This is a genomic window from Streptomyces sp. NPDC001156 (assembly GCF_053598275.1).
In genome coordinates this window covers 172,980-197,637 of sequence record NZ_JBSFJX010000001.1, presented here as the reverse complement: position 1 = coordinate 197,637, position 24,658 = coordinate 172,980, and the positions used below count along the sequence as shown (strand labels likewise).

The 24,658-nt window shown below is 72.1% G+C and carries 23 protein-coding genes and 1 pseudogene; 9 read left to right on the top strand and 15 right to left on the bottom strand.

The features are described 5' to 3' along the window. Positions 1 to 2: 2 nt before the first annotated feature. The 9 genes from ACWDA7_RS00855 to ACWDA7_RS00815 form a co-directional block, all read right to left on the bottom strand. On the bottom strand, positions 3 to 1,085 hold the full coding sequence (locus ACWDA7_RS00855) for an LLM class F420-dependent oxidoreductase (protein WP_450602064.1): 1,083 nt from the start codon (positions 1,083 to 1,085) through the stop codon (positions 3 to 5). A gap of 120 nt (positions 1,086 to 1,205) precedes the next feature. Further along, positions 1,206 to 1,964 (bottom strand): hypothetical protein, encoded by a 759-nt coding sequence (locus ACWDA7_RS00850; protein WP_450602063.1) that lies wholly within the window; start codon positions 1,962 to 1,964, stop codon positions 1,206 to 1,208. 157 nt (positions 1,965 to 2,121) lie between these two features. Beyond that, complete coding sequence (locus ACWDA7_RS00845) at positions 2,122 to 3,066, bottom strand: N-acetylmuramoyl-L-alanine amidase (RefSeq protein WP_450602062.1); 945 nt, start codon at positions 3,064 to 3,066, stop codon at positions 2,122 to 2,124. Between the two features lie 10 nt (positions 3,067 to 3,076). Then, positions 3,077 to 3,739 (bottom strand): class I SAM-dependent methyltransferase, encoded by a 663-nt coding sequence (locus ACWDA7_RS00840; RefSeq protein WP_450602061.1) that lies wholly within the window; start codon positions 3,737 to 3,739, stop codon positions 3,077 to 3,079. Positions 3,740 to 3,870: 131 nt separating this feature from the next. Continuing rightward, the gene (locus tag ACWDA7_RS00835) at positions 3,871 to 5,610 is read right to left on the bottom strand and encodes an MFS transporter (protein WP_450602059.1); all 1,740 of its coding nucleotides are present in this window, start codon (positions 5,608 to 5,610) and stop codon (positions 3,871 to 3,873) included. A 210-nt stretch (positions 5,611 to 5,820) separates the two neighbouring features. Further along, on the bottom strand, positions 5,821 to 6,453 hold the full coding sequence (locus tag ACWDA7_RS00830; RefSeq protein ID WP_450602154.1) for a response regulator: 633 nt from the start codon (positions 6,451 to 6,453) through the stop codon (positions 5,821 to 5,823). Positions 6,454 to 6,646: 193 nt separating this feature from the next. Beyond that, on the bottom strand, positions 6,647 to 7,933 hold the full coding sequence (locus ACWDA7_RS00825; RefSeq protein ID WP_450602058.1) for a sensor histidine kinase: 1,287 nt from the start codon (positions 7,931 to 7,933) through the stop codon (positions 6,647 to 6,649). Positions 7,934 to 7,948: 15 nt separating this feature from the next. Continuing rightward, complete coding sequence (locus tag ACWDA7_RS00820; RefSeq protein ID WP_450602153.1) at positions 7,949 to 8,665, bottom strand: ABC transporter permease; 717 nt, start codon at positions 8,663 to 8,665, stop codon at positions 7,949 to 7,951. After that, a complete protein-coding gene (locus ACWDA7_RS00815; protein WP_450602057.1) occupies positions 8,665 to 9,576 on the bottom strand; it encodes an ABC transporter ATP-binding protein in 912 nt (303 codons plus the stop codon). The genes ACWDA7_RS00820 and ACWDA7_RS00815 overlap by 1 nt, the downstream gene beginning before the upstream one ends. Positions 9,577 to 9,845: 269 nt before the next feature. Here ACWDA7_RS00815 and ACWDA7_RS00810 point away from each other — a divergent pair, with 269 nt between their 5' ends. The 4 genes from ACWDA7_RS00810 (at position 9,846) to ACWDA7_RS00795 (ending at position 14,471) form a co-directional block, all read left to right on the top strand. Next, positions 9,846 to 10,721, top strand: coding sequence for a MaoC/PaaZ C-terminal domain-containing protein (locus ACWDA7_RS00810; RefSeq protein ID WP_450602056.1), 876 nt, complete (start codon positions 9,846 to 9,848; stop codon positions 10,719 to 10,721). 29 nt (positions 10,722 to 10,750) lie between these two features. Next, complete coding sequence (locus ACWDA7_RS00805) at positions 10,751 to 11,827, top strand: Zn-dependent alcohol dehydrogenase (protein WP_450602055.1); 1,077 nt, start codon at positions 10,751 to 10,753, stop codon at positions 11,825 to 11,827. A 37-nt stretch (positions 11,828 to 11,864) separates the two neighbouring features. Beyond that, a complete protein-coding gene (locus tag ACWDA7_RS00800) occupies positions 11,865 to 12,803 on the top strand; it encodes a 3-oxoacyl-ACP reductase (protein ID WP_450602054.1) in 939 nt (312 codons plus the stop codon). A 120-nt stretch (positions 12,804 to 12,923) separates the two neighbouring features. Next, positions 12,924 to 14,471 (top strand): DHA2 family efflux MFS transporter permease subunit, encoded by a 1,548-nt coding sequence (locus tag ACWDA7_RS00795; RefSeq protein ID WP_450602053.1) that lies wholly within the window; start codon positions 12,924 to 12,926, stop codon positions 14,469 to 14,471. A 140-nt stretch (positions 14,472 to 14,611) separates the two neighbouring features. Here ACWDA7_RS00795 and ACWDA7_RS00790 read toward each other — a convergent pair whose 3' ends face one another. Next, on the bottom strand, positions 14,612 to 14,767 hold the full coding sequence (locus tag ACWDA7_RS00790; protein WP_450602161.1) for a hypothetical protein: 156 nt from the start codon (positions 14,765 to 14,767) through the stop codon (positions 14,612 to 14,614). Between the two features lie 170 nt (positions 14,768 to 14,937). Next, entirely contained in the window at positions 14,938 to 16,365 is a 1,428-nt protein-coding gene (locus ACWDA7_RS00785; RefSeq protein WP_450602052.1) for a hypothetical protein, read from the bottom strand. Between the two features lie 476 nt (positions 16,366 to 16,841). Here ACWDA7_RS00785 and ACWDA7_RS00780 point away from each other — a divergent pair, with 476 nt between their 5' ends. The 3 genes from ACWDA7_RS00780 to ACWDA7_RS00770 are packed head-to-tail and all read left to right on the top strand — an operon-like array spanning position 16,842 to position 19,789. Further along, the gene (locus tag ACWDA7_RS00780) at positions 16,842 to 17,735 is read left to right on the top strand and encodes a Nif3-like dinuclear metal center hexameric protein (protein WP_450602051.1); all 894 of its coding nucleotides are present in this window, start codon (positions 16,842 to 16,844) and stop codon (positions 17,733 to 17,735) included. Further along, positions 17,732 to 18,475: a zinc ribbon domain-containing protein gene (locus ACWDA7_RS00775; RefSeq protein WP_360989441.1), complete on the top strand. Its 744-nt coding sequence runs from the start codon at positions 17,732 to 17,734 to the stop codon at positions 18,473 to 18,475. The genes ACWDA7_RS00780 and ACWDA7_RS00775 overlap by 4 nt, the downstream gene beginning before the upstream one ends. Before the next feature lie 12 nt (positions 18,476 to 18,487). Next, positions 18,488 to 19,789, top strand: coding sequence for a bifunctional RNase H/acid phosphatase (locus ACWDA7_RS00770; protein WP_450602050.1), 1,302 nt, complete (start codon positions 18,488 to 18,490; stop codon positions 19,787 to 19,789). Here ACWDA7_RS00770 and eda read toward each other — a convergent pair. From eda to ACWDA7_RS00750, 4 genes are all read right to left on the bottom strand, one after another. After that, entirely contained in the window at positions 19,764 to 20,438 is a 675-nt protein-coding gene (eda, locus tag ACWDA7_RS00765; protein ID WP_450602049.1) for a bifunctional 4-hydroxy-2-oxoglutarate aldolase/2-dehydro-3-deoxy-phosphogluconate aldolase, read from the bottom strand. The two genes, ACWDA7_RS00770 and eda, sit on opposite strands and share 26 nt — an antisense overlap. 68 nt (positions 20,439 to 20,506) lie before the next feature. After that, complete coding sequence (yaaA, locus tag ACWDA7_RS00760) at positions 20,507 to 21,307, bottom strand: peroxide stress protein YaaA (protein ID WP_450602048.1); 801 nt, start codon at positions 21,305 to 21,307, stop codon at positions 20,507 to 20,509. Positions 21,308 to 21,341: 34 nt separating this feature from the next. Continuing rightward, positions 21,342 to 21,941 (bottom strand): hypothetical protein, encoded by a 600-nt coding sequence (locus ACWDA7_RS00755; RefSeq protein WP_450602047.1) that lies wholly within the window; start codon positions 21,939 to 21,941, stop codon positions 21,342 to 21,344. Next, on the bottom strand, positions 21,938 to 22,684 hold the full coding sequence (locus ACWDA7_RS00750; protein WP_450602046.1) for a MerR family transcriptional regulator: 747 nt from the start codon (positions 22,682 to 22,684) through the stop codon (positions 21,938 to 21,940). Before ACWDA7_RS00750 ends, ACWDA7_RS00755 begins: the two co-directional genes overlap by 4 nt. Before the next feature lie 211 nt (positions 22,685 to 22,895). On the opposite strand from ACWDA7_RS00750, the gene ACWDA7_RS00745 reads away from it, so the two are divergent. Together ACWDA7_RS00745 and ACWDA7_RS00740 are read left to right on the top strand one after the other, a co-directional pair. After that, positions 22,896 to 23,750, top strand: coding sequence for an AraC family transcriptional regulator (locus tag ACWDA7_RS00745; RefSeq protein ID WP_450602045.1), 855 nt, complete (start codon positions 22,896 to 22,898; stop codon positions 23,748 to 23,750). 21 nt (positions 23,751 to 23,771) lie between these two features. After that, a pseudogene (locus ACWDA7_RS00740) lies at positions 23,772 to 24,551 on the top strand (DMT family transporter); the annotation flags it as partial. Positions 24,552 to 24,658 lie beyond the last annotated feature (107 nt).

The following is a 24,658-nucleotide window of genomic DNA, read 5'->3' as shown; positions in this document are numbered from 1 at the left end:
TCCTACGCGTTCAGTTCGGCCAGCACCCGGAGCGTGTGCGGATCCGGTGCCAGTGCCAGCAGGTCGGTCACCGGACCCTTGCGCCACAACTCCAGCCGTTCCCCGATGCGTTCGCGCGGACCGACGAGCGAGATCTCGTCGGCGAAGGCGTCGGGCACGGCCTGTACGGCCTCCTGACGCCGGCCCTCCCGGAACAGCCGCTGGATCCGGTGCGCCTCCTCCTCGTAGCCCATGCGGGCCATGAGGTCGGCGTGGAAGTTCCGTCCGCCCCTCGCCCGGCCGCCGCTCCCGGCCGGGTCCTCCGCGGGCCCCTTCATCGGCCCCATCCCGCCGACGTAGAAGCCGAGCATCGCCTTGACCGGCAGCAGCCCCGCGGCCACGTCGTCGCAGACCGTCACCCGGGCCATCGGGGCGACGAGGAAGGGACGCTCGCCCGTTTTCCGGCGGGCTTCGTCCGGTCCCGCGGACGTCACCCCGTACACCTCGGAACGGGTCGGCGACCAGTACAGCGGCAGCCAGCCGTCCGCGATCCGGGTCGTCTGCGCCACGTTCCTCGGCCCTTCGGCGCCGAGCAGGACCGGCAGCTCGGCGCGGAGGGGATGGGTGATCGGCTTCAACGACTTGCCGAGTCCGGTGCCGTCCGGACCGGGGTAGGGGAGCGGGTGGAAGCGCCCGTCCAGCGCGACGGGCGCCTCGCGGCGCAGGACCTGGCGCACCACGTCCACGTACTCGCGGGTCGCGGTCAGCGGCGACGCGGGGAACGGCCGCCCGTACCAGCCCTCGACGACCTGCGGCCCGGAAAGGCCGAGGCCCAGCATCATGCGTCCGCCGGAGAGATGGTCGAGGGTGAGCGCGTGCATCGCGGTCGTGGTCGGGGACCGCGCCGCCATCTGCGCCACCGCCGTGCCCAGCTTGATCCGTGACGTCTGCGCGGCGATCCAGGTCAGCGGTGTGAAGGCGTCCGAACCCCAGGACTCGGCGGTCCACACCGAGTCGTAGCCGAGCCGCTCGGCCTCCTGCGCCAGCGTGACCTGGTCCGCCGCGGGGCCGCGGCCCCAGTAGCCGAGCGCGAGTCCGAGCCGCATGCCGCCTCCCTGCGCCGTCAGATCTGACACAGCGTCAGTTATCCAAGTGTGGCTGCGACTCTACGACAACGGCCCCCCGCCCGGAAGGGTGAGGGGCCGTGCGTGAAACCTGAAAGGGGTTCAGCCGCGCTGGATGCCGGTCGTGTCCTGGAGCACACCGCGACGGCCATCCTGCGTCTGCGCGACCAGGCCGGGGCCGCGCTGGTCGACGGCCAAGTACCAGGTGCCCGGGGCGAGTTCGGCGACCGGCGTGGGCGAGCCGTCCTCTGCGTACAGCGGACGCGGCACCGGCACGGCGAACCAGAAAGGCGAGAACTCCGGGGCGGGAGCCTGCTGCGGCTGCCCGCCGAACGGCTGCTGAACCTGCTGCGGCTGCCCGCCGTACGACGACTGCTGGGCGCCCGGGTAGCCGTAGCCGCCCTGCGGCTGCACGCCGTAGGGCTGGGGCGCGGCGGGCTTGGGGGCCGGGATCAGGGCGGCCTGCAGGGCGGGGACCAGGGGGCCGGCGACGGCCGCGGCGGCCAGGACGAGGGCGGCGATGAAGCCGAGGACGAGGCCGGTGCCGGCGTCCAGGCTGCTCGGGACGTCCAGCAGGAACCAGAACAGGCTCCACGCGGCGAGGATCGTGAACGCCGCACCGACCGTTCCGAGGTCCAGACCGGCGATCTTGCGAGGCTGCGGCAGGCAGCGGTTGGCGATGATCAGAGCGGCACCGATGACTCCACCCATGTAGAGGCCGAGGCCTACACCGAGGGTGTTCCAGGCGTTCGAGCCGCTGAAGCCCGCGGCCGAGTAGAAGTCGAGGAACGACGCGATGAACAGCAATACCGCTGCTCCGATCACCACGCCGTCGCCCCTAGTGAGGGAGCGGATATTCACTTCAGGTCCTTCGTCTGTCGTCTCGTCGTCGGTGGAGGCGTCGCTGTCACCATGTCGCCCCGGGCCGCGGTGTGAGGCGCGGGGAGTGGCCCCTCATCGTAGGAAGACACTATCGTCCGTCCGCGCTGGGTGTCCGCCCGGTCCGGACCGGTGATCGTCACCGGCGCAGGAAACTCACGATTCCCTCAGAGATCCCCTCTGCCGCCTTCTGCCGCCACGTGCCGTTGGTCAGCAATGCCGCGTCCTTGCTATCGCGCATGTTGCCGCACTCGATGAACACCTTCGGAACCGTTGACAGATTGAGACCGCCGAGATCGCTCCGGACGTCGAGGCCGGTGCCGCCGCCTACGTAGTTGGCGGGAGCGCTGCCGGTGACGCGGACGAAGTTGCCCACGATGCGCTCGCCGAGAGCGCGGGAAGGGGTGACGATCGGCCGGGTGTCGGCCGCGCCGTCGTGCACCGAGGCCGGGAGGATGACGTGGAAGCCGCGGTCGCCCGCGGGCGCCCCGTCCGCGTGGATGGAGATCGCCGCGTCGGCGTGCGCCGCGTTGCCGATCCTGGCCCGTTCGTCCACGCAGGGTCCCCACGGGCGGTCGCCGTCCTGGGTGAACTTCACCGTGGCGCCCTGCTGTTCGAGAAGCGTGCGCAGGCGGCGGGCCACATCCAGCGTGAACCGGGCCTCCGGGTAGCCGGCGTTGGTGGACGTGCCGGTGGTGTCGCACTCCTTGCGGTTCGTCCCGATATTCACTTTCCGGTTGATCTCGGCGGTGTGCTGGTAATTGTCGGGGTTGTGCCCGGGGTCGACGACGACGATCTTGCCCGCCAGGGGGCCGGTCCCGCCGCGGGTGGCCGCCCGCGTGGAGGCGGGTGGTGCGGCCGGCTTGTTGCCGCCCTCCGGCGGGGAGGCCATGGCGGAGCGGGACGCCGCGGAACTCGTCGCGGGCGCCGCGCCGGCCGGGCTGCTGCCCGTGTCGGCCACCGCCTCGTAGACCAGCCAGCCCACCAGCGCGGCCGGCACCAGCGTGGCGACCGCCACCGTGAGGGGACCGCGCCGGGAGCGGCGCGGCTCGGGAGGATCGAAGTCCGGACCTGCGTACGACATGTCTGCGACCCTAACGGCGCGGCTCGTCCATCGCCCGCGTTCGCTCCAGGACGCGCAGCGAGTCCGTCGCCGACACCTCCTTGAACGCGCCGGATGCGAGCGCCCTGAGGTAGACGCGGTAAGGGGCCTGGCCGGTGAACTCGTCCTCTGGCTCAGGGAAGACGTCGTGAATGACGAGCAGCCCGCCCTCGGCCACGTGCGGCGTCCAGCCCTCGTAGTCGGCGTTCGCGTGTTCGTCGGTGTGGCCGCCGTCGATGAACACGAGGCCGAGTGGCGCATTCCACACCGTGGCCACCTGGGGCGAACGGCCGACGAGCGCGATCACGTGGTCCTCGAGGCCGGCCTTGTGCAGGGTGCGCCGGAACGTGGGCAGGGTGTCCATCAGGCCGACCTCGGGGTCGACCGTCTCCGGGTCGTGGTAGTCCCAGCCCGGCTGCTGCTCCTCGCTGCCGCGGTGGTGGTCGACCGTGAGCGCGGTGACCCCCGCGGCGCGGGCCGCGTCGGCAAGCAGGATCGTGGAGCGTCCGCAGTACGTGCCGACCTCCAGCAGCGGCAGGCCCAGCCGCCCGGCCGTGACGGCGGCCTCGTACAGCGCGAGCCCCTCACCGAGCGGCATGAACCCCTTGGCGGCTTCGAACGCGGCCAGGATCTCGGGCTTGGGTGCCGCTGGCATGGGGATCCTTTCGTTTGCACGTGCGGGCAGGCGGCGTGCGGCCGCGCAGGCCGGCGCACCACCTGTAGGCGCCCCATGCTGCCGCACCCCCCGTCGCGCGAGCGACGGGGGGTGCGGGGTGCCGGGGCGGATCAGGCGGAGATCGTCCGGCCCGGCAGGGAGAGGTCCAGGTCCACCGGGCGGTCGTCGCCGGAGTGGGTGGCCGAGGAGGCCAGCGGGGCGTGGCCCGCGGCCGTGGTGGCCAGGACGTAGGAGCCCTCGGACGGTACGGCCAGCGTGTAGCCGCCGTCCTCCGCGGACAGCGTCGCGCCCGCCTGGCGGCCCCGGCGGTCGATCAGCGTGACCTTGGCGCGGGCGACCGGGGTGCCGTCGGCGTCCAGGATCCGGCCGCGGAAGGCGCGCAGTGCCTCTTGAACCCGCTCCAGGTTGGCGTCCTCCTCACTGCTGGCGCGCAGCTGCGGCCTGGCCGAGGAGCGGCTGCCCGGCAGGAAGAGGGCGAGCAGCAGACCGACCGCCACCGCGGCCGTCGCGATCAGGAACGAGACGTGGAAGCCGTGCATGGTGGGGATCACGACGCCGTTCACATGGTTCGCGGTGTTGGCGAGCACCATGCCGATGACGGCACTGGAGACCGAGGTGCCGATCGAGCGCATCAAGGTGTTGAGGCCGTTGGCCGCACCCGTCTCCGAGGCCGCGACCGCGCCGATGATCAGCGCGGGCAGCGAGGAGTAGGCGAGGCCGATGCCGGCGCCGAGGACCACCGAGGTGATCACCGTCTGCCAGGCGGCGTCCATCAGGCCGAGGCCGCCGCCGTAGCCGAGCGCGATGATCAGCAGGCCGAGGATCAGGGTGACCTTGGGGCCGTACCTGGCGGACAGCCGGGCGTAGACCGGCGCGGTGAACATCATGGTCAGGCCGAGCGGTGCCACGCACAGGCCGGCGACGACCATGGACTGACCGAGGCCGTAGCCGGTGGCGGCGGGCAGCTGGAGCAGCTGCGGCAGGACGAGCGAGACGACGTAGAACGAGACGCCGACCATGATCGAGGCGAGGTTGGTGAGCAGCACCTCGCGCCGGGCCGTGGTCCGCAGGTCCACGAGCGGGGCTTTCATGCGCAGCTCCATCACGCCCCACAGGACGAGGACCACGACCGACGCGGCGAACAGTCCGAGCGTGGTGCCGGAGGACCAGCCCCAGTCGCTGCCCTTGGTGACGGGCAGCAGGAGCAGCACCAGACCGGCGGACAGGCCGAGCGCGCCGGCCAGGTCGAAGGAGCCCGCGGCGCGGGCGGGGGACTCGGGCACCACGAGAAGGGTGAGGACGATGCACAGGACGCCGAGTCCGGCGGCGCCGAAGAACAGGGCGTGCCAGTTCGCGTGCTGGGCGACCAGGGCGGCGGCGGGCAGCGCCAGTCCGCCGCCGACGCCGATCGATGAGCTCATCAGGGCCATCGCCGAACCGAGCCGCTCGCGGGGCAGCATGTCGCGCATCAGGCCGATGCCGAGCGGGATCGCGCCCATCGCGAAGCCCTGGAGCGTGCGCCCGACGATCATCGGGAGTACCGCGCTGGTGAGGCCGCTGACCAGGGCGCCGACCACCATCACCGCGAGGCTGGCGAGCAGCATCCGGCGCTTGCCGTAGAGGTCGCCGAGGCGGCCCATGATCGGAGTGGCCACGGCACCCGAGAGCAGGGTGGAGGTCAGGACCCAGGTGGCGTTGCTGGGCGCGGTGCTCAGCAGTTGGGGCAGATCCTTGATGACCGGGACGAGCAGAGTCTGCATCACCGCCACAACGATTCCCGCGAAGGCGAGCACCGGCACGATCGCGCCGGACTGCCTCCGAGCGGGCTGGTCGGTCGTCGTGTGCGTCATTGCGTGAGGCCTCCAGGCCGAAAGTGATCAGGCGCGGAATGAGTCGTTCGCAAGATCCGCGCGGGATAAGTGCTGGGTAAACCTCGTATGCACGAGCAACTATTCCGATGCTTCGGCGTACTAACGAATCCTTGACCAGCCCATGGGAATCTGATCCCGGGTCAGGGCCGGACGGCCGTCACGGCTGTCCCGGCGCCGCCCCGCGGTGCGCTACAGCCACCCCTGCTGCCTGGCCTCCCGCATCGCCTCCATGCGGTTGCGGGTGCCCGTCTTGCCGATGGCCGAGGAGAGGTAGTTGCGGACCGTGGACTCGGACAGATGCAGCTTGCCCGCGATGTCGGAGACCGTCGCCCCGTCCACGCAGGCCTTCAGTACATCGCACTCGCGCGCGGTCAGCGGGCTGGGCCCGGCGCTGAGGGCCGCCGCGGCCAGCGCCGGGTCGACGACCGTCTCGCCGGTGAGCACCTTGCGGATCACGGCGGCCAGCTCCTCCACCGGACCGTCCTTGACCAGGAACCCCGCGGCGCCGGCCTCCATGGCCCGGCGCAGATAACCGGGCCTGCCGAAGGTGGTGAGGATCAGTACCCGGCAGTCCGGAGTCTGTTCCCGCAGCTCGGCGGCCGCGTCCAGACCGCTCATACCCGGCAGCTCGATGTCCAGCAGGGCCACGTCGGGGCGGTGGATCAGCGCGGCGTCCACGATCGCGTCACCCGTGGCGACCTGCGCGACGACCTCGATGTCCGCCTCCATGCCGAGCAGCAGGGCGAGCGCGCCGCGCATCATGCCCTGGTCCTCGGCGAGCAGAACCCTGATGCACTTCGCAGGCCGGTGACTTCTGGGCATCTCGTCCACGGAGTGAAGCGTACGGTGCCGGATATGACCGCGACGGCCGGCGGGACGCGTGCCGAGCGCTCGAAGGGGCCACCGGGTCCGATGAGCGAGGAGTCGTCATGATTCGGCCCCGCGCCTCTTCACGTCACCTCCTCTTCTCCTCCTCGGGGCGCCTCCTCCTGGACCGCCGGCGTCGGCCGGGTGGTCAGTCGGCCCTGGACCCGGTGGCCGCCCCCGAGAGCGGTGCGGCGGACGGCTCCATGGGCAGTTCGCCCTCCACCGGGAGTTCGGCGGTGACCGTGAAGCCGCCGCGCGGCGACGGGCCGGCGCGCAGGGAGCCGCCCGCTGCCCCGAGGCGTTCGGCCAGGCCCTTCAGACCGGTTCCGCCGATGCCCGCCGGGGGAGGGGTGGAGGGCGCGCCGTCGCCGTTGTCGGAGATCGTCAGCCGGACGCGTCCGGCCGTGCCCTCGACGGCGATCTCGCAGCGGGACGCGCCACTGTGCCGTACGGCGTTGGTGACCGCCTCGCGCACCACCCAGCCGAGCAGGGCCTCGGTCTGCGGGACCAGAGGAGGGCCCGACTGGCGGACGAGGGGCTCGATGCCCGCGGCGGTCAGGGCCGAGCGGGCCCGGTCCAGCTCCGTCGCCAGGCTTCCCTCGCGGTAGCCGGTCACCGCCTCGCGGATCTCGGTGAGCGCCTGGCGCCCGACCGACTCGATGTCGGTGACCTGCATCAGTGCCGCGTCCAGGTCGCGGTCGGCCAGCCTGCGGGCCGCCTCCGACTTCACGACGATCACCGAGAGGGTGTGGCCGAGCAGGTCGTGCAGATCGCGGGAGAAGCGCAGGCGTTCCTTCTCCACCGCGCGGCGGGCCAGTTCCTCACGGGCGGCGCGCAGTTCGCGCACGGCCTCGGACAGGGACAGGATCGCGGCGGTCACCATCGTCGACAGGAAGGTGCCGTAGGCGATGTTGATCCCGCTCCAGCCGTCGCGCAGGCACGCGACGGTACCGGCCACCACGGTGATCCCCAGGCCGGACTTCCCCAGCCAGGGGCCCCGGACGATGGCGCCTGTCGCCAAGCCGAGCAGAGGGAAGAACAGCAGCCAGTTGCCGCCGTAGCCGATGGCCAGACCGCAGGTCACCGCCCCCATCAGGACCAGGGCCGCACGCGTGGACCACGCCTCGCGCCGTTCCCTGTCGAAAGCGCGGAACACGACGTAGATGTAGAGGGAGTTGAAGGTGAGCAGACCGATGCTGCCGATCCACGGGTTCGGGGTCTTGCCCTGGAAGATGTTGGAGAAGGCCCCCAACCCCATCAGCAGCCACGGCAGCAGGGTGAACCCGGTGGGCGGCGGGCCCGGGTTCTCCACCGCCTTGCCTGCCTTGCGGGCGGCCTTCCGCTCGGCCTTGAGGCGCTCCTTGTCCTCCTTCCACGTCTCGCGCGCGAGCTGCCACGCGTCCACGCGGCAGCCGACCTTGCGCAACCAGGACATGTCCTTCACCTCCGTTCAGACGTTCCCCGCGTTGCGGCGGTACGACAAGACAGCGTACGAACCGAACGCGAGCAGCCAGGCCGTCAGGACGACGACCGCACCGATTGCGGGGGCGTGGCCCTCGGCCACCGATATGCCGATCTCGGAGAAGCGGTGCGTCGGGGTGTACGCGGAGACCGCGCGCAGCCAGCCGGGGAACAGGGCGATGGGGAACCACAGGCCGCCGAGCACCGCGAGGCCCAGATTGCACATCATGTTGGCGACGCCCGTGGTCTGCGCGGTCAGCCGGTAGCCGTTGCCGAGGCCAAGCAGGGTGAAGGGCACCGAGCCGAGCCACAGCAGCAGTGCGATCGCCGCCCACTGCCATGCCGCCAGCCGGACCCCGTTGAGCAGTCCGCCCGCCAGGAGCACCGCCACGATCGCGGGCAGCACCGTGACCGAACCGGTCAGCGCCCGTCCGGCGACGACCTGTCGCGGGGGCATCGGGGTCACCCTCAGCTGCCGCAGCCAGCCGATCGCCCGGTCCTCGGCGACCCCGCCGCCGGTGTTCAAGGCCGAACCGACCGCGCCGTACGCCGCCATGCCCACCATGGAGGCCGTCTTCCAGTCGTTGTCCGCGCCCCCGAGGTTGGTGAAGAGCAAATACATCATCACCGGCATCGCGATCCCGCCGATCACGAAGCCCACGTCACGCAGCGTCCGGCGCACTTCGAGGCGCAGGTAGTCCCACATCACACCGTCTCCTTCTCGCGGGCCGTCAGGGCCAGGAACGCGTCGTCCAGCGACGCGGGGGCGACCTCCAGGCCGCGTATCGCGCCCAGCTCCGCCAGGGCGATGACCGTCGCGTCGGAGTCGTCCGTGCGCAGCAGCGCCCGGTCTCCGCGGACCTCCATCGAGCGCACACCGGGCAGCAGGGTCAGCCCTTCGGTGCCGCGCCCGGCCAGGTCGATGGAGACGAGGTTGCCGCCCGCCGCCCGCCTCAGCTGTTCGCCGGTGCCGTCCGCCACGATGTGGCCGCGGTCGATGACGACGATGCGGTCGGCGTGCGCGTCAGCCTCTTCCAGGTAGTGCGTCGAGAACAGGACGGTGTGACCGCGGCCGGCGTAGTCCCGCATCGAATTCCAGAAGGCGTGCCGCGCCTCCACGTCCAGCGCCGCGGTCGGCTCGTCCAGCACGAGCAGCGCGGGATTGCCGGCGAGCGCCACCGCGAACCGCACCCGCTGTGTCTGTCCGCCCGAGAGCCGGTCCACGCGCCGCCGGGCCAGATCGGCGATCCCGGCCAGTTCCAGGGCCTGCGCCACGGGCATCGGGGCCGGGTAGCGGCCTGCCACGAAGGAGACCAGCTCGTGGACGGTGACCCGGGGCACCGCCCGCGCCTCCTGCAGCATGGCGCCCACCCGGCCGGCCAGCACGGCCTGTTCCGGGGTGCCGCCGAAGAGCTCCACCCTGCCCTCGTCGGGCTCGTTCAGGCCGAGCAGAAGGGAGATGGTGGTGGACTTCCCGGCGCCGTTGCGGCCGAGCAGTGCCACCGTCTCGCCGCTCGCGATCGTCAGGTTCACGCCGTCGACGGCGCGCACCGCGCCGAAGGTCTTGACCGCCCCCGTGAAGGACACGGCAGGTGGTGTCCCGGTCGTCTTCGTCATGTCTGTGACATTACGGAGGCGGAGCTGACGGCAGTAGTGGTTGTTGTACGGACTCCGGCAGGACAAATGTCATGGCCGCCGAGGGCACGTCAGCGTACCTGACGTACCGTCAGCAGTCTTCCCAACTCCTGGGAGCTGGGCTATACAGAAGGACGCCGTACTGGAACGCGTTCTAGAACGGGCGGGTTCCGCGGCCGCTTGACGACCCCGGTGCGGCCGACGGTGCGGACGGCCGCGCCGGGGTCTTACCCGCCAGCGTCAGGAGCCCCATGCCCATCGATGCAGCCAAGGCCCTCGCCGCCGAACCCCGGACCGGCGAGATCACCTGGGACCGCAAGGACGTCCAGCTCTACCACCTCGGCGTAGGCGCCGGCACGAACCCCGACAGGCCGAGCCCGGCGACCGACCCCGACGAACTGCGCTACACCCTCGAGTCCCGCCTGCATGTGCTGCCGAGCTTCGCCACCGTCGCGGGCGCGGGAGCCCCGGGCGTCATCAGCGGCCTCTCCATGCCCGGCGTGGAGGTCGATCTCGCCCGCGTCCTGCACGGCGGGCAGACCCTGACCGTGCACCGGCCGATCCCCGTCGAGGGGAGGGCGAAAACCACCTCCCGGATCGCCGCCCTGTACGACAAGGGCAAGGCCGCCGTGCTCGTCCTGCGCACCGAGGCCGCCGACGCCGACGGCCCGCTGTGGACCAGCGACTCGCAGATCTTCCTGCGCGGCGAGGGCGGCTTCGGCGGCGACCGCGGGCCCTCCGCCCGGCTCGACCCGCCCACCGGGGAGCCCGACAAGGTCGCCCAGCGGCCGGTCCGCGAGGACCAGGCCCTGCTCTACCGCCTCAGCGGCGACTGGAACCCGCTGCACGCCGATCCCGAGTTCGCCAAGGTCGCCGGCTTCGAGCGGCCCATCCTGCACGGGCTGTGCACCTACGGCATCACGCTCAAGGCGGTCGCCGACATACTGCTCGGCGGTGATGTGACCCGCGTACGCGCCTACACCACCCGATTCGCCGGGGTCGTCTTCCCCGGCGAGACCCTGCGCATCCGGATGTGGCGGCGGGAGGGCTCCGTCCGGGTGGCCGTGTCCGCCCTCGAGCGGGACGACGCCCCGGTCCTCGCCGACACGATCGTCGAACACTCCTGAGCCATCCAGCCTTCGAGGGGAGCCGCACCATGCGCGCAGCCGTACTGCACGAGATCGGCCAGGACAAGCTGGAGGTCCTCGACGACGTCGAGGCGACGGGCTTCGGCCCCGGCAAGGTCAGGATCCGGGTGCGCGCCACCGGGCTGTGCCACTCGGACCTGTCCGCGATGAGCGGCGTACTGCCGCAGCCGGCCCCGTTCGTGCCCGGCCACGAGGGCGCGGGCGAGGTTCTCGAAGTGGGCGAGGGCGTCGGCACCGTGAAGCCCGGCGACCGGGTGGTCGTCTGCTGGCTGCCTGCCTGCGGTGCCTGTCCGGCCTGCCGGCGCGGCCAGACCGAACTGTGCCTGGCCGGGTTCATGAACGCGGGCGCCCCCAACTTCAAGCGCCCCGGCGGTGACGTCTTCGGCTTCGCCGGCACCGGGACGTTCACCGAGGAGGTCGTCGTCGACGCGGGCTGCGCGGTGCCCATCCCGGACGACGTGCCGTACGACATCGCCGCCCTCATCGGCTGCGGTGTGACCACCGGCCTCGGGGCGGCCCTCAACACCGCCGACGTGGCGGCCGGTTCGTCCGTCGCCGTCATCGGGTGCGGCGGCGTCGGCATCTCCGCGATCCAGGGCGCGCGGCTCAAGGGCGCGGCCGAGATCGTCGCCGTCGACCCGGTGCTCTCGCGCCGCGAGGCCGCCCTGAGGTTCGGCGCCACACAGGCGGTGCCGCCGGAGGAACTGCCCGACGCCAAGCAGCAGGTCACCGGCGGCGAGGGCTTCGACTACGTCTTCGAGGTCGTCGGCAGGTCGGCCACCGCCCGCACCGCCTACGAGAACACCCGGCGCGGCGGCACGCTCGTCGTGGTCGGCGCGGGCGCCATGGACGACTTCCTCCAGCTGAACATGTTCGAGCTGTTCTTCGACGAGAAACGGATCCTCCCGTCCATGTACGGCGGCGGGGACGTCCTGCGCTCCTACGAGCGGACCATCGCGCTCTGGCGTGCCGGGCGCATCGATCTGGCGGGCCTGATCACCCACCGGGTGCCGCTCGCCGGGATCAACGAGGCACTGGAGCAGATGCGGACGGGCACGGCGCTGCGCACCTGCATCGAGATCTGAGCCGCTTCCCGTCCGCACGTCTTGTGAAGGGACTCTGATGTCGCTGCCACTGGAAGGTCTGTGCGCGGTCGTCACCGGCGCGGGCCGGGGCCTGGGCCGGGCCGAGGCGCTGGAGCTCGCCCGGCTCGGCGCGGCCGTCGTCGTCAACGACTACGGGCAGCCGGGCCGGGACGGCTCGGGCGAGGCCTCGGCCGTCCCCGCCGAGGAGGTCGCCGCCGCGATCCGCGCGGCAGGCGGCCGGGCCGTCGCCCACACGGGGGACGTCGCCGACTTCTCCGAGGCCTGTGATCTCGTCGAACTGGCGGTCGCCGAGTTCGGAAAGCTCGACGTACTGGTCAACAACGCGGGCATCCTGCGGGACCGCATGGTCTTCTCGATGTCCGAGGACGAATGGGACGCGGTGATCCGGGTCCACCTCAAGGGACACTTCAACACCACTCGCTTCGCCGCCGCGCACTGGAGGGCGCGCGCCAAGGCCGGGGACGGGACGGTGTACGGGCGGATCGTGAACACGTCGTCGGAGGCGTTCCTCGCGGGTTCGGCCGGGCAGCCCAACTACGCGGCGGCCAAGGGCGGAATCGTCGGACTCACCACTTCGACGGCCTTTGCCCTCGCCAAGTATGGGGTGACGGCGAACGCGATCTGCCCGCGCGCCCGGACCCGGATGACCCAGGACGTCTTCGCCGGCCTCGAGCGGCTCGACGAGGGCCTCGACCCGCTCGCCCCCGAGCATGTGGCACCGCTGGTCGGCTATCTGGCCTCTCCCGCGGCCGCCCTGGTCAACGGGCAACTCCTCGTCGTGCACGGCGGCCTCGTCGCGATCATCGAACGCCCGCGCGTACAGGCCAGATTCGACACCAAGCAGGACGCCTTCAGCTACGACGAGCTCGACGCCCTGCTCACCCCGCACTACGCACAGCGCCCCAAGGGCGACACGTTCGCAGCGGTGGAGGTGCTGGCACTGAAGCACGCATGACCGGGTCCCGGGCCGCCGCCCCACCGAAACGGCGGCCCGGGCGTCCTTCTCGCCCCCAACCGGCCCTGGCCCGCCGCGTGCCACCGATGCCCGGGCCGCGCTCCATGGCACCGTCGGACCATGACCACGTCGCATGCCGAGAGAGCCGCACCTCCAGCCCAGGCACCATGGGGTGCACTCGCCGCCCTCATGGTCGGCTTCTTCCTGCTCATGCTCGACACCACCATCGTGGTCGTGGCGATGCCCAAGCTCGCCGCCGATCTCCACACGGACATCAGTACGACGGTCTGGGTGACCAGTTCCTACTTGCTGGCGTACTCCGTGCCGCTGCTGCTGGCGGGCCGCCTCGGCGACCGGTTCGGCCCGAAGCGGATGTATCTGATCGGCCTGGCGGTCTTCACCGGAGCCTCGCTCCTGTGCGGTCTCGCGGCCGGCATCGGACAGCTGATCGCCTTCCGGGCCCTTCAGGGCCTGGGTGCCGCCATCATGTCCCCGCAGTCCATGGCGACCGTCAGCAGGATCTTCCCCAAGGAGGTCCGCGGCCGGGCCATGTCGTACTGGGGCCTGGTCTCCGGCGGCGCCATCCTCGTCGGGCCGGTCTGCGGCGGTCTGCTCATCGACTCACTGGGCTGGCGATCGATCTTCCTGATCAACGTGCCGATCGGGATCGTCGGGCTCCTGGTGGCCCGGCGGTTCGTGCCGGCCCTGCCCGGCGACCCGCACCGCTTCGACTTCATCGGCGTACTGATCAGCGGCCTGTCCCTGTTCTGCCTCGTCTACGGCCTGGAGAACGGCAGCGACTACGAATGGTCGCGGATCACCGACAACCTCGAGGTCCTCGGCTACCGCACCGGGATTCCCGTCCGCGTCTTCGACGTCCTCGCCCTCGGAGTGGTCTTCGCGGTTCTCTTCGTCGCCTGGGAGCTGGTGAACAGGAGCGAGCCGCTGGTGCCGATGGGCATCTTCCGGGTCAGGACGTTCGCCGCAGCCAACCTGGCCGTCGCGGCCGGGGGCTTCGCCATCACCGCCGCGAGTTTCCCGGGCACTCTCTACTTCCAGGCCGGCCGAGGTATGACGCCCGCCCAGGCAGCGCTGATGATGCTGCCCTCGGCGCTGGTCTCGGTACCGCTCGCGCCCTGGATCGGCAAGCTGGTCGACCGGGTCGGGCCCAAGTGGCCGGCGTTCACCGGGCTCGCCCTGTTCAGCTGCGCGCTCTTCGTCCGGCACTTCCTGATGACGCCCGACATGTCCCTGGTCCTGCTGCTCGCGCACGCCGCCTGGATGGGCGCGGCGAGCTCGCTGATGATGAGCCCGCTGGCCGTCGCGGCGATGCAGGGCCTGCCGCCCACCTACATCGGCGCGGGGTCGGGCGTGTTCAACGCGGCGCGACAGATCGGTGCCACGCTCGGCTCCGCGGTCATCGCGACCGTCATGACGGCCCAGTTCAAGACCCAGATCGCGGCGCACTCGGCGAACCTCACCGCGAGCCGGCGGGAGGCGCTCAAGAACATCGACTTCCAGCGGCTGGAGTCCGCACACGGCGTGCAGGACTCCGTCCGTGCCGTCGTCTCGGCCGTCATGGCCAACGCCCTGCTGTGGCCGGCGGCGGCGATGGCGATCGGGGCGGCCATGATGCTGCTCGTACGCGGTCCGGCACGCCGGGAATGAACGCTCGCCGAGGGGCGGCCGGCTCCGGACCGCCCGGCCGTTCCTGATCCTGCACGGCGAGGGCCCCGTCCGTGAGGAACGGACGGGGCCCTCGGTGGAACCGATGCACCTTCAGAAAGCGATCGCCTTCTGCTCGGACGTCACGCGGCGGTCTGCTCGGAAGGCTTGCGGTGACGCCCGTTGGGGGTCACGTCGGTCTCCCGGGCGGATACCGGACCGCGGTGCCGGCCGTGCCCGTCGGGCTCGCCGGCCCCGGTGCCGGGCGGCTGGGTGGTGCTGGTGTCGTTCACGCTCATCGGAAGTCTTCACCCCGTAGATATGACCTTCGTACAGGCGGGCGATTTTAGCGGGCACCTGCGGCTGTGGTGACAGGAGACACCCCGGTTGAACACGGGTTGTTGCCGTTTCGTTGAGGAAGACCCGTCGGGCGTGGACCGTCCCCGCTCCCGTCCATATGTGCCGTCTGTCATGGGCGTCCCCCGCTCATGGAGGTCTCGCGGCCGGAAGCAGCACCGTGCGGGGCCAGAAGACGAAAGCGGGGGCGGTTGAGCACGATGCCGCTCGGTCCGGACGGGGGTCCGGCCGCGGCGGCGGCCGCGGGGAGGGGAGATCTCTGGGGGACCTCGGGCTTGGGTGTCACAGGTGTCCCGGGGACGGGTGATCCCTGAGCGGCCTCGGGCTCGGGTGTCAGAGGGGTGCCGGGGGCGGTCGCGGGGAGGGAGGTTCCCCGGGCGCTCTGCGGGGCGTATGCCGCGGGGGTCCCGAAGGGGGCATCTCGCAGGGGCACCGGACGTGCCGACCCCTCCCGCTCGGGGCGTTCCGCGACCTGCTGCTCGCGCGTGTTCCGCGGCGCCGCCGGCGCGACCGGCCCCCTGGGCACCGCCAGGCTCGCCACCCCGCACCGGACGGCCCGCGTCGCGAACGGCAGCCGCAGCACCCCCTCCCGCGTCCACAGCCCCGCCCCCGCCAACCAGCCCGCGGGCGGCGGGAGATGCCGGACCCTGCGCTCGGCCGGGCGCCACAACCCGAGCCAGCTGCCTGCCGCACCGTCGATCCGCAGCGCCACCGCGCAGCTCTCCGGCATCAGAGCCTGGCCCGGCTGGATCGCGAACGGCGTCGTCGGACAGGCCAGTCGCAGACACTCGGGGAAGCGCACCGGCAGCGTGCTCCCCAACACGCCCCAGCCAAGCCGGTCCTCACCCGGTGACGGCGCGTCCGAGCGGATCAGCAGCAGCCCGCTGTCGGGATCCGCGAGCAGCAGCCGGTCGTTGCTCGCGTCCGTGATCTGCAGCAGCGGCGACACCTCCCCGCCTCGCGCGAGATCCACCACGACCGTCTTCGTGGGGCCCGACTCGGGCGTGCTGTCCAGGGCCAGCAGCCGGCCCGTGCGATCCAGCCACGCCCCGCCCGAGCACCGGCCGGGCACCTGCGCCAGCCGCTCGGGTCCGCCCGGTCCGCCCGCGACCAGCCAGAGCACCGTCGACCCCGCGTCCACGGCGAGTGCGAACGCCCGGTCCCCCGTGGGCGCGGGCGGGAGCAGCCGGACCCGGGTCCCCTCCCGCGGGCACTCCAGCGCGCCCAGCGGCAGTTCGCCGGTCCCCGGCCCGGTGGGGTAGAGCAGGGAGAACGTGTGCCGCCCGTCGACGAGGCGGTGGATCAGCACCCGGCCGTCGGCCATGGGCTGCACCTCGGTGCCGGGTTCCTCCGGCTGGGTGCCGGGCAGGGGCACGGCGTAGGGTTCGGGGCCGTCCAGGGTCCAGCGTTCCGGGTACCAGCACTCGCCGTCCAGGGCGAGACGCGCCGCGTAGGAGCCGTCCGCGGTGAGCACGCATCCGGGCCGCTCGGCCCGTTCGTTCCCGTTCGGCGCGGCGGTCGTGAAGGCACAGGCCGTCATCGTTCGGTCACCTCCGGCAACGAAGCTAGTTTTCGTACGCACGGGCGTGACATGGGCAGACGGTCGCTTCACACATAAGGGTGTTCGTCATGCGATTCCGCTGAGGAAACGGGGGCGGGTGTGCTGCACCAGGGGCGCGCGACGGCCCCCGCGCGACCTCTCCCTGGCGGGGACCGGTTCTCTCATGGCCTCGTCTTCGCGCGGGTGGCTCGGTTCTTTGGCGACCTCCCCCTGACGCGAACCCGCTTCTCTCGTGACCCTTCCTCGCGCCCGCCGGCCCTCTCGTGATCTTTTCCTCCTGCGGAGCCGGGTCTCTCGTCGTCCCCCGGCGCGCGGCACAGGTCCTCTCGCGACCCCCTTCTCGCGCCCGCCCGCCCGGCCCTCCCGGGCGGGCATCCGGCGCCGCCGCGCCCGTCCGTCCGGCCCGTCGTCCGTGACCGACGGGGCAGGGACCCGGGGCAGGTAGCCTTTTCCCCGTGCCCCGTCTGTCTGAAGTCATCGCCGCGCTGGAGACCCTGTGGCCCGCCGAGCGGGCCGAGTCCTGGGACGCCGTCGGCACGGTCGTCGGTGACCCCGGCCAGGGGGTGTCCCGGGTCCTGTTCGCCGTCGACCCCGTGCAGGAGATCGTCGACGAGGCGGTGGAGCTGGGCGCCGACCTCCTGGTGACCCACCACCCGCTCTATCTGCGCGGTACGACGACGGTGGCGGCGTCCACCTTCAAGGGCCGGGTCGTGCACACCCTGATCAAGAACGACATCGCGCTGCACGTCGCCCACACCAACGCCGACCGGGCCGATCCCGGCGTCAGCGACGCCCTTGCCGGCGCGCTCGATCTGCGGGTCCTGCGCCCCCTGGTCCCGGACCCGACCGATCCGGAGGGCCGCCGGGGCCTCGGCCGGGTCTGCGAGCTGGACCACCCCGTGCCCCTGCGCGAGCTGACCGCCCGCGCCGCCGAGCGGCTGCCCGCCACCGCGCAGGGCATCCGAGTGGCCGGGGACCCCGAGGCACTGGTCCGCACGATCGCGGTCAGCGGCGGTTCCGGCGACAGCCTCTTCGACGACGTCCGCGCGGCCGGCGTCGACGCCTTCCTCACGGCGGACCTGCGCCACCACCCGGCGTCGGAGTTCATGGCCGCCGGCGCCCACAGTCCTCTCGCGCTGCTCGACGCGGCGCACTGGGCCACCGAATGGCCCTGGTGCGAGCTGGCCGCCGCCCAGCTCGACGAGATCTCCGACCGTCATGGATGGGACCTGCGCGTCCATGTCTCGAAGACGGTCACCGACCCCTGGACCGCCCACGCGGCGCCCGCCACCGCCCTTCCGAGGAGCGCTGTGCGCGCACCGTCCGACACCCCTGGAGCCCCCAACTGAACGCCGCGCCCGCCGACCAGATCCGACTCCTTGACGTCCAGTCCCTGGACGTACGCCTGCAGCAGCTCGCGCACAAGCGGAAGTCCCTGCCCGAGCACGCCGAGATCGAGTCGCTGACCAAGGACCTCACGCAGCTGCGCGACCTGCTGGTGGCCGCGCAGACCGAGGAGAGCGACACCGCCCGCGAGCAGACCAAGGCGGAGCAGGACGTGGACCAGGTGCGCCAGCGTGCCACCCGCGACCAGCAGCGCCTCGACTCCGGCGCGGTCACCTCGCCGAAGGACCTGGCGAACCTCCAGCACGAGATCGCCTCCCTCGCCAAGCGGCAGGGCGACCTGGAGGACGTCGTCCTCGAGGTGATGGAGCGCCGCGAGTCCGCGCAGGAGCGGGTCGCCGAGCTGACCGAGCGCGTCGCGTCGGTGCAGTCGAAGATCGACGACGCCACGGCGCGCCGGGGCGCGGCCTTCGAGGAGATCGACGGCGAGGCCGCCTCGGTGACGAAGGAGCGCGAGGTCGTCGCGGGCTCGGTGCCCGCGGATCTGCTGAAGCTGTACGACAAGCTGCGCGAGCAGCAGGGCGGTATCGGCGCGGCCAAGCTGTACCAGCGCACCTGCCAAGGCTGCCGCCAGGAGCTGGCGATCACCGAGCTCAGCGAGATCCGCGCGGCCGCGCCCGACACGGTGGTGCGCTGCGAGAACTGCCGCCGCATCCTGGTGCGCACCTCCGAGTCCGGGCTGTAAGAGGCGTACGGCGTGCGGGAGTTCATCGTCGAGGCCGACGGCGGATCCCGGGGCAACCCGGGGCCCGCGGGCTACGGCAGCGTGGTGCGGGACGCGGCGACCGGCCGAACGCTGGCGGAACGGGCCGAGTTCATCGGCACCGCCACCAACAACGTCGCCGAGTACCGGGGACTGCTGGCCGGGCTGCGTGCGGCCCGCGAACTGGACCCGGACGCACGGGTGTCGGTCCGCATGGACTCCAAGCTGGTCGTGGAGCAGATGTCCGGCCGCTGGAAGATCAAGCACCCGGACATGAGACCGCTGGCGATGCAGGCGGCCGCCGTCTTCCCCGTCGGGCAGGTCACGTACGAGTGGATCCCGCGCGAACGCAACAAGCACGCGGACCGTCTGGCCAACGAGGCGATGGACGCGGGGAAACGGGGCGAGCAGTGGGACGCGTCCCGGTCCACCGCGGACCTGGACGTGAACGGCGTGACGGCGCCTGATCCGGTCGGGCCGCCGGCTGATGCGAGCGCCGGCGCTGCGGGGGCGAGGGTGGCCCTGGCAGCCTCGGCCGCTTCGTCCTCGGGCGGCCGTTCCCCGGACCGGCGGCAGGAGGGCGCGGCCGCGAGCGCCGGGCCCGACCGGGCGGAGCGGGCCGACGCCGACGTCCGGGCCGCCCGTAACGTCGCCTCGGCCCCGCCCGACCTCGGCACCCCCACCACCTTCGTGCTGCTGCGCCACGGCGAGACGGCCCTCACCCCGCTCAAGCGGTTCTCCGGCAGCGGCGGCAGCGACCCGGCGCTCTCCGGGGTCGGACGCCGCCAGGCCGAACTCGTGGCCGGAGCGCTCGCCGCACGCGGGACCATCGAGGCCGTCGTCTCCTCGCCGCTTGCGCGCTGCCGTGAAACGGCCGGGATCGCCGCCGCCCGCCTGGGACTCGATGTCAGCGTGGAGGAGGGGCTGCGCGAGACGGACTTCGGGGTCTGGGAGGGCCTCACGTTCGGCGAGGTGCGCGAGCGGTACCCCGACGACATGAACGCCTGGCTGAGCGATCCGGAGGCCGAACCCAGCGGCGGCGGCGAGAGCTTCGAGGCGGTCGCCCGCCGGGTCGCCGCCGCACGGGACAAGCTGCTCGCCTCCCACGCGGGCCGCACGGTCCTGCTCGTCTCGCACGTCACGCCCATCAAGACCCTCGTCCGCCTCGCTCTCGGCGCACCTCCCGAGGCATTGTTCCGCATGGAACTGTCGGCGGCGTCGCTGACCGCGGTGGCGTACTACGGCGACGGCAACGCCAGTCTCCGCCTCCTCAACGACACGTCCCCTCTGCGCTGATCGGGCGGCGCAGCCCCGCCGCCTCCCGCGCCAGCCGCTCGACGCGGGCCCAGTCCTTCGCCGCGACCGCGTCCCCGGGCAGCATCCATGTTCCGCCCACACAACCGACGTTGGGCAGTGCCAGATACTCGGGGGCGTTCTCGGGGCCGATGCCGCCCGTGGGGCAGAAGCGGGCCTGTGGGAGCGGTCCGGCGAGCGACTTCAGATACGCCGTACCGCCGGCCGCCTGCGCCGGGAAGAACTTCATCTCCCGTACGCCCCGCTCCAGCAGGGCCACGACCTCCGACGTCGTCGACACGCCCGGCAGGAACGGCACCCCGGACGCCCGCATCGCCGCCAGCAGCGTGTCCGTCCACCCCGGGCTGACCAGGAAGCGTGCGCCCGCCGCCACGCAGTCGTCCACCTGCCCGGGGCTGATCACCGTGCCCGCCCCGACCACCGCGTCCGTGACCTCGGCCCTGATCGCACGGATCGCGTCGAGCGCGGCCGGGGTGCGCAGCGTCACCTCGATCGCGGGCAGCCCGCCTGTCACGAGCGCCCGCGCCAGGGGCACGGCATCGGCCGCGTCGTCCAGAACGACCACGGGGACGACGGGCGCGAGATCGAGGACCGGAACGGCGGACGGCGACGAGGGCAGTGGCGAGGTCATGGCCGTATCCTGCTCAGTGAAAACAACATGCGCAAAGGTCATTGCACATGTTGCAATGCGCCCGAATGTCAGTGGATCTCCGTCACCACCACGTCCAGGGACCACGCCTTCCCCGGTCCGGTGGGCGCCTCGGCCTCCACCACATAGCCGAGGTCTCTCAGCGCTTCCACAAGCGCCACCGGGTGCTTGGGCGCGGCTCCGGCCGTGAGCAGGGCGCGGACAATGCGCCCCTTCGTCGCCTTGTTGAAGTGGCTGACGACCGAGCGCTTCTCCACTCCGTCCACCACCTGGGAGTGCAGTACCCGCACGGTCGCCGTCCGCCCGGCGACGACGCCTTTCGGCCGCCATGCGGGCGTGTACGCGGAGGAGCGCAGGTCGAGCACCAGTCCGTCGCCCGCCACTTCGGGCAGGACGGTGGCCATCGGCGCGCGCCAGTGGGAGGCGAGCGCCCCGAGTCCGGGCAGCTTCGCTCCCATCGAGCAGCGGTACGAGGGGATGCGGTCGGTCACACGAACCGCGCCCCACAGGCCGGAGAAGACCAGGAGCGACGCGGAGGCACGCCGCTTCGCCGCCGTGTCCAGCGAGGACAGATCCAGTGCGTCGTACAGCACACCGGTGTAGATCTGCCCCGCGGGCCGCGCTCCCGCGGTCCGCAGCCCGGTGTTCTTCGCGACCTCCCCGCGCAGGCCCTCACTGAGTCCGAGCACCTCGCTCGCCTTGTCCTCGTCGCCCGCGCACAGCTCCACCAGCTCGGCCAGGACGGCCTCCCGCGCGGCGGTCAGCCCCGGCAGCGACAGCGACCCGAGGTCCAGCGGGGCACCGCGACCGGAGGACGCCTTGCCTTCGGAGGGCGGGAGCAGGACGAGCACGGATTCTCCTCAGGAGCGAGTGGTGGGGCGTTCGTCAGGTTACGGGGTCCCCCTGCGGCCGTGCCGATCGCGCCTGCGTGAGCGCTCGTACGACACGGTCGGCGTCGTCGGCGTGGAAGCGGACGACGCGGACCGGGCGGCTGCGGCCGAAAAAGGTGAGGTGGGCGACCGGCTCGGTCAGTTCGAGCGTGACGGAGGTCTGCGAGCCGACCGGGAGGTCCAGTTCGCCCTCGCGGCGTTCGTGCACGGTGCGCAGTTCGCGGCGCGCAGTCTCGATCCGCTCCAGCGGGATGCGCAGATCGACGTGCGCGCCACGGCGGACGCGCAGACATGTGCCGTCGAGTACATGCGGGCGCACCATGTGGGCCGCGTACAGGGCGACGACGAAGACGACGGTGTAGACGTCCAGGAACAGCACCACCCGGTGCAGCAGCGGCCAGCCGCGCAGCAGCACGGACATGGTGAAGGTCTCCACCACGCACACGAACGCGAGCCCGGACAGCACCGCGCCCTGTCCCCGTGCGTATCCGAAGGCGTGTCCGCCGGCCGTCCCGTGGGTCCGGCGCGCGGCCCACAGCGCCAGGCTTGCGAGGAGCCGCATCTCGTGCCGCACCAGGACGCACACCGTTCTCATCGCCGGCCCCGCAGGTGCATCCGCAGCGCGCGGCGGACGGCTTCCGCCTGGGCCAGTGACATGTCCGCGTAGAGCGCATGCAGGAAGGCGTGGTCGTCGTCGACGCCCTCCTCGGGCACCAGCCCGTCCGGCAGGCACGCTTCGACCGCCCGGGCGGCCTCCTCGACCCGCGGATCGTCCACGTCGGCATCCACGAGCGCGTCGAGCAGCGCATAGACGTCCTGCGCCTGTTCCACGGCGGCCGGGTCCCCGAACGCCTCGCCCAGTGCGGCCGCCAGCCGCTTCCGCTCCTCGGGCCCGGCCGCGGTCTCGATCAGTGCCAGGACCTCACGGTCCTTGGCGGCCATGGGGGAATCGAGGAAGCGCTCCATCCCGGCGAACAGGGCGGCCAGCTCGGGGGAGACGGGGTCCTCGCCCGGCCGGCCCCGCTCCAGCAGCAGGCGCAGCCGGGCCCGGCGCTCACGGATCGCCGCCTCCTGCCGTGCCAGGTCCTCGTCCAGCTCCGAGAGCACCTCGGCGAGGTCGCGCCCCTCGTCGTCCGCGAGCACGTCCCGCACCTCGGCGAGACCGAGGCCCAGCTCGGTCAGCCGCCGTATCCGGGCGAGGACCACGGCATGCCGCAGTCCGTAGTCCCGATAGCCGTTGGGGCGCCGGTCAGGTTCGGGCAGGAGCCCGAGATGGTGGTAGTGGCGCACGGTCCGCGTGGTGACGCCGACGGCCGCGGCCAGTTCTCCGATCCGCATGGCACCAGTACAAACGCTGACGTAGCGGCAGGGTCAAGCGAGCGCCCCGCCGCCTCCGACGTGCCAGCACTGCACGTTCCCGTTCGGCAAGTCGCTGACCCTCCCCGAGCCGTTCGCCTTCGAACTGGACGCGACCGACTTCCTCTGAGCTCCTCGGCGGTATGGAAACGGGCGCTGAAGGCGTTGCACCCCCTGATGAGGGGGGTGCAGGGTGAGCGCACGTGAACAGGCCCACTGGACCAGGGCACATCTCGGCCGCTGCGGGCCGTCGCTCGACCTGCTCACCGCCCGTTTCGACCAGCACCGCTACGCCCCGCACGCCCACGACGAGTACACGATCGGCGTCTGCACCGGCGGCTCCGAGGTCATCGACTACCGCGGCGGCCACATCCGCACCGGACCGGGCACGATCGTCGTCCTCGACCCCGGTGAGATGCACACCGGTGCACCCGCCACCGCCACCGACGGCTACGCCTACCGCGCCCTGTACGCGGAGCCGTCGCTGCTCGCCGACGGCATCCTGGGCGGCCTCCCGCACTTCCGCGAACCCGTCGTCGACGACCCAGAACTCGTCGCCGCGCTGCGCGCCACACACACCGAACTGAGCGTCTGTCCCGACCCGTTGGAGGCCGAGTCGCGCCTGCCCTGGCTGCTCACGGCGCTCGCCCGCCGCCACTCCACGGCCCGCACGCTCGACGACGCGATCCCCGGCGCGGCCTCCATCGCCCACTCCGTACGGGACCGTCTCGCCGACGAACTCGTCACCCCGCCCTCCCTCGCCGACCTCGCCGCCGGGCTCGGCCTGTCCCGCTACCAGTTGCTCCGTGCCTTCCGCACGACCATGGGGGTGCCTCCGTACGCCTGGCTCGCCCAGTACCGGGTGAACCGGGCCAGGACCCTGCTGGAGGCCGGCCTGCGCCCTGCCGAGGTGGCCGCCCTCGTCGGCTTCGCCGACCAGGCGCATCTGACGCGCTGGTTCCGGCGGGTGCTCGGGGTGACTCCGGCGGCGTACCGCACGAGCGTGTCCGTGACGGTGTACCGCAACAGCGTTCAAGACCCGGGGTGAGCAGACGCCGACACTGCCGGTATGACTGCACGCGGCTGGTTCCTGTTCTCCCTGATGGGAGTGATCTGGGGCGTCCCCTATCTGATGATCAAGGTGGCGGTGGACGCCGTGTCCCCGTCCATGGTGGTGTTCACGCGCTGTGCGCTGGGTGCCGTGCTCCTGCTGCCCTTCGCGCTGCGCCAAGGGGGCCTGATCCGGACCGTACGGGCGCACTGGGCACCGATGCTGGCCTTTGCGTGCATCGAGATCATCGGCCCCTGGTTCACCCTCACCGACGCCGAGCGCCATCTGTCCAGCTCCACCGCCGGCCTGCTCATCGCGGGCGTTCCGATCGTCGGCGTGGTCATGGCCCGCTTCTTCGGCGCCACCGAACGGCTGGGCGCCCGGCGGATCGTCGGGCTCGCGCTCGGCCTCGGGGGCGTGGCGGTTCTCACGGTGCCGCATCTGACCGGCGGCGACGCGCGCTCCCTGGCCGAGGTGCTGGTGACCGTGCTCGGCTACGCCACGGCGCCGCTGATAGCCGCCCGGTACATGAAGGACGTGCCCTCGCTCCACCTCACGGCGCCCTGCCTGACCCTCGCGGCACTGGTGTACGCCCCGGCCGCCGCGGCCACCTGGCCGAGCACCGTGCCGTCCGCGCAGGTGCTGGCCGCGCTCGCCGGGCTGGGCGTCATCTGCACCGCCGTCGCCTTCGTGGCCTTCCTGGAGCTGATCAAGGAGGTGGGCCCGACCCGCTCGACGGTCATCACGTATGTCAATCCGGCGGTCGCGGTCGCGGCGGGCGCGATCTTCCTGGACGAGCGGCTGACGGCGGGCATCGTCATCGCCTTCGCGCTGATCCTCGCCGGCTCGGTGCTGGCGACGGCCGCGGCACCCAAGCGCTCGGCACGCCCGGTACCATGGTCGAT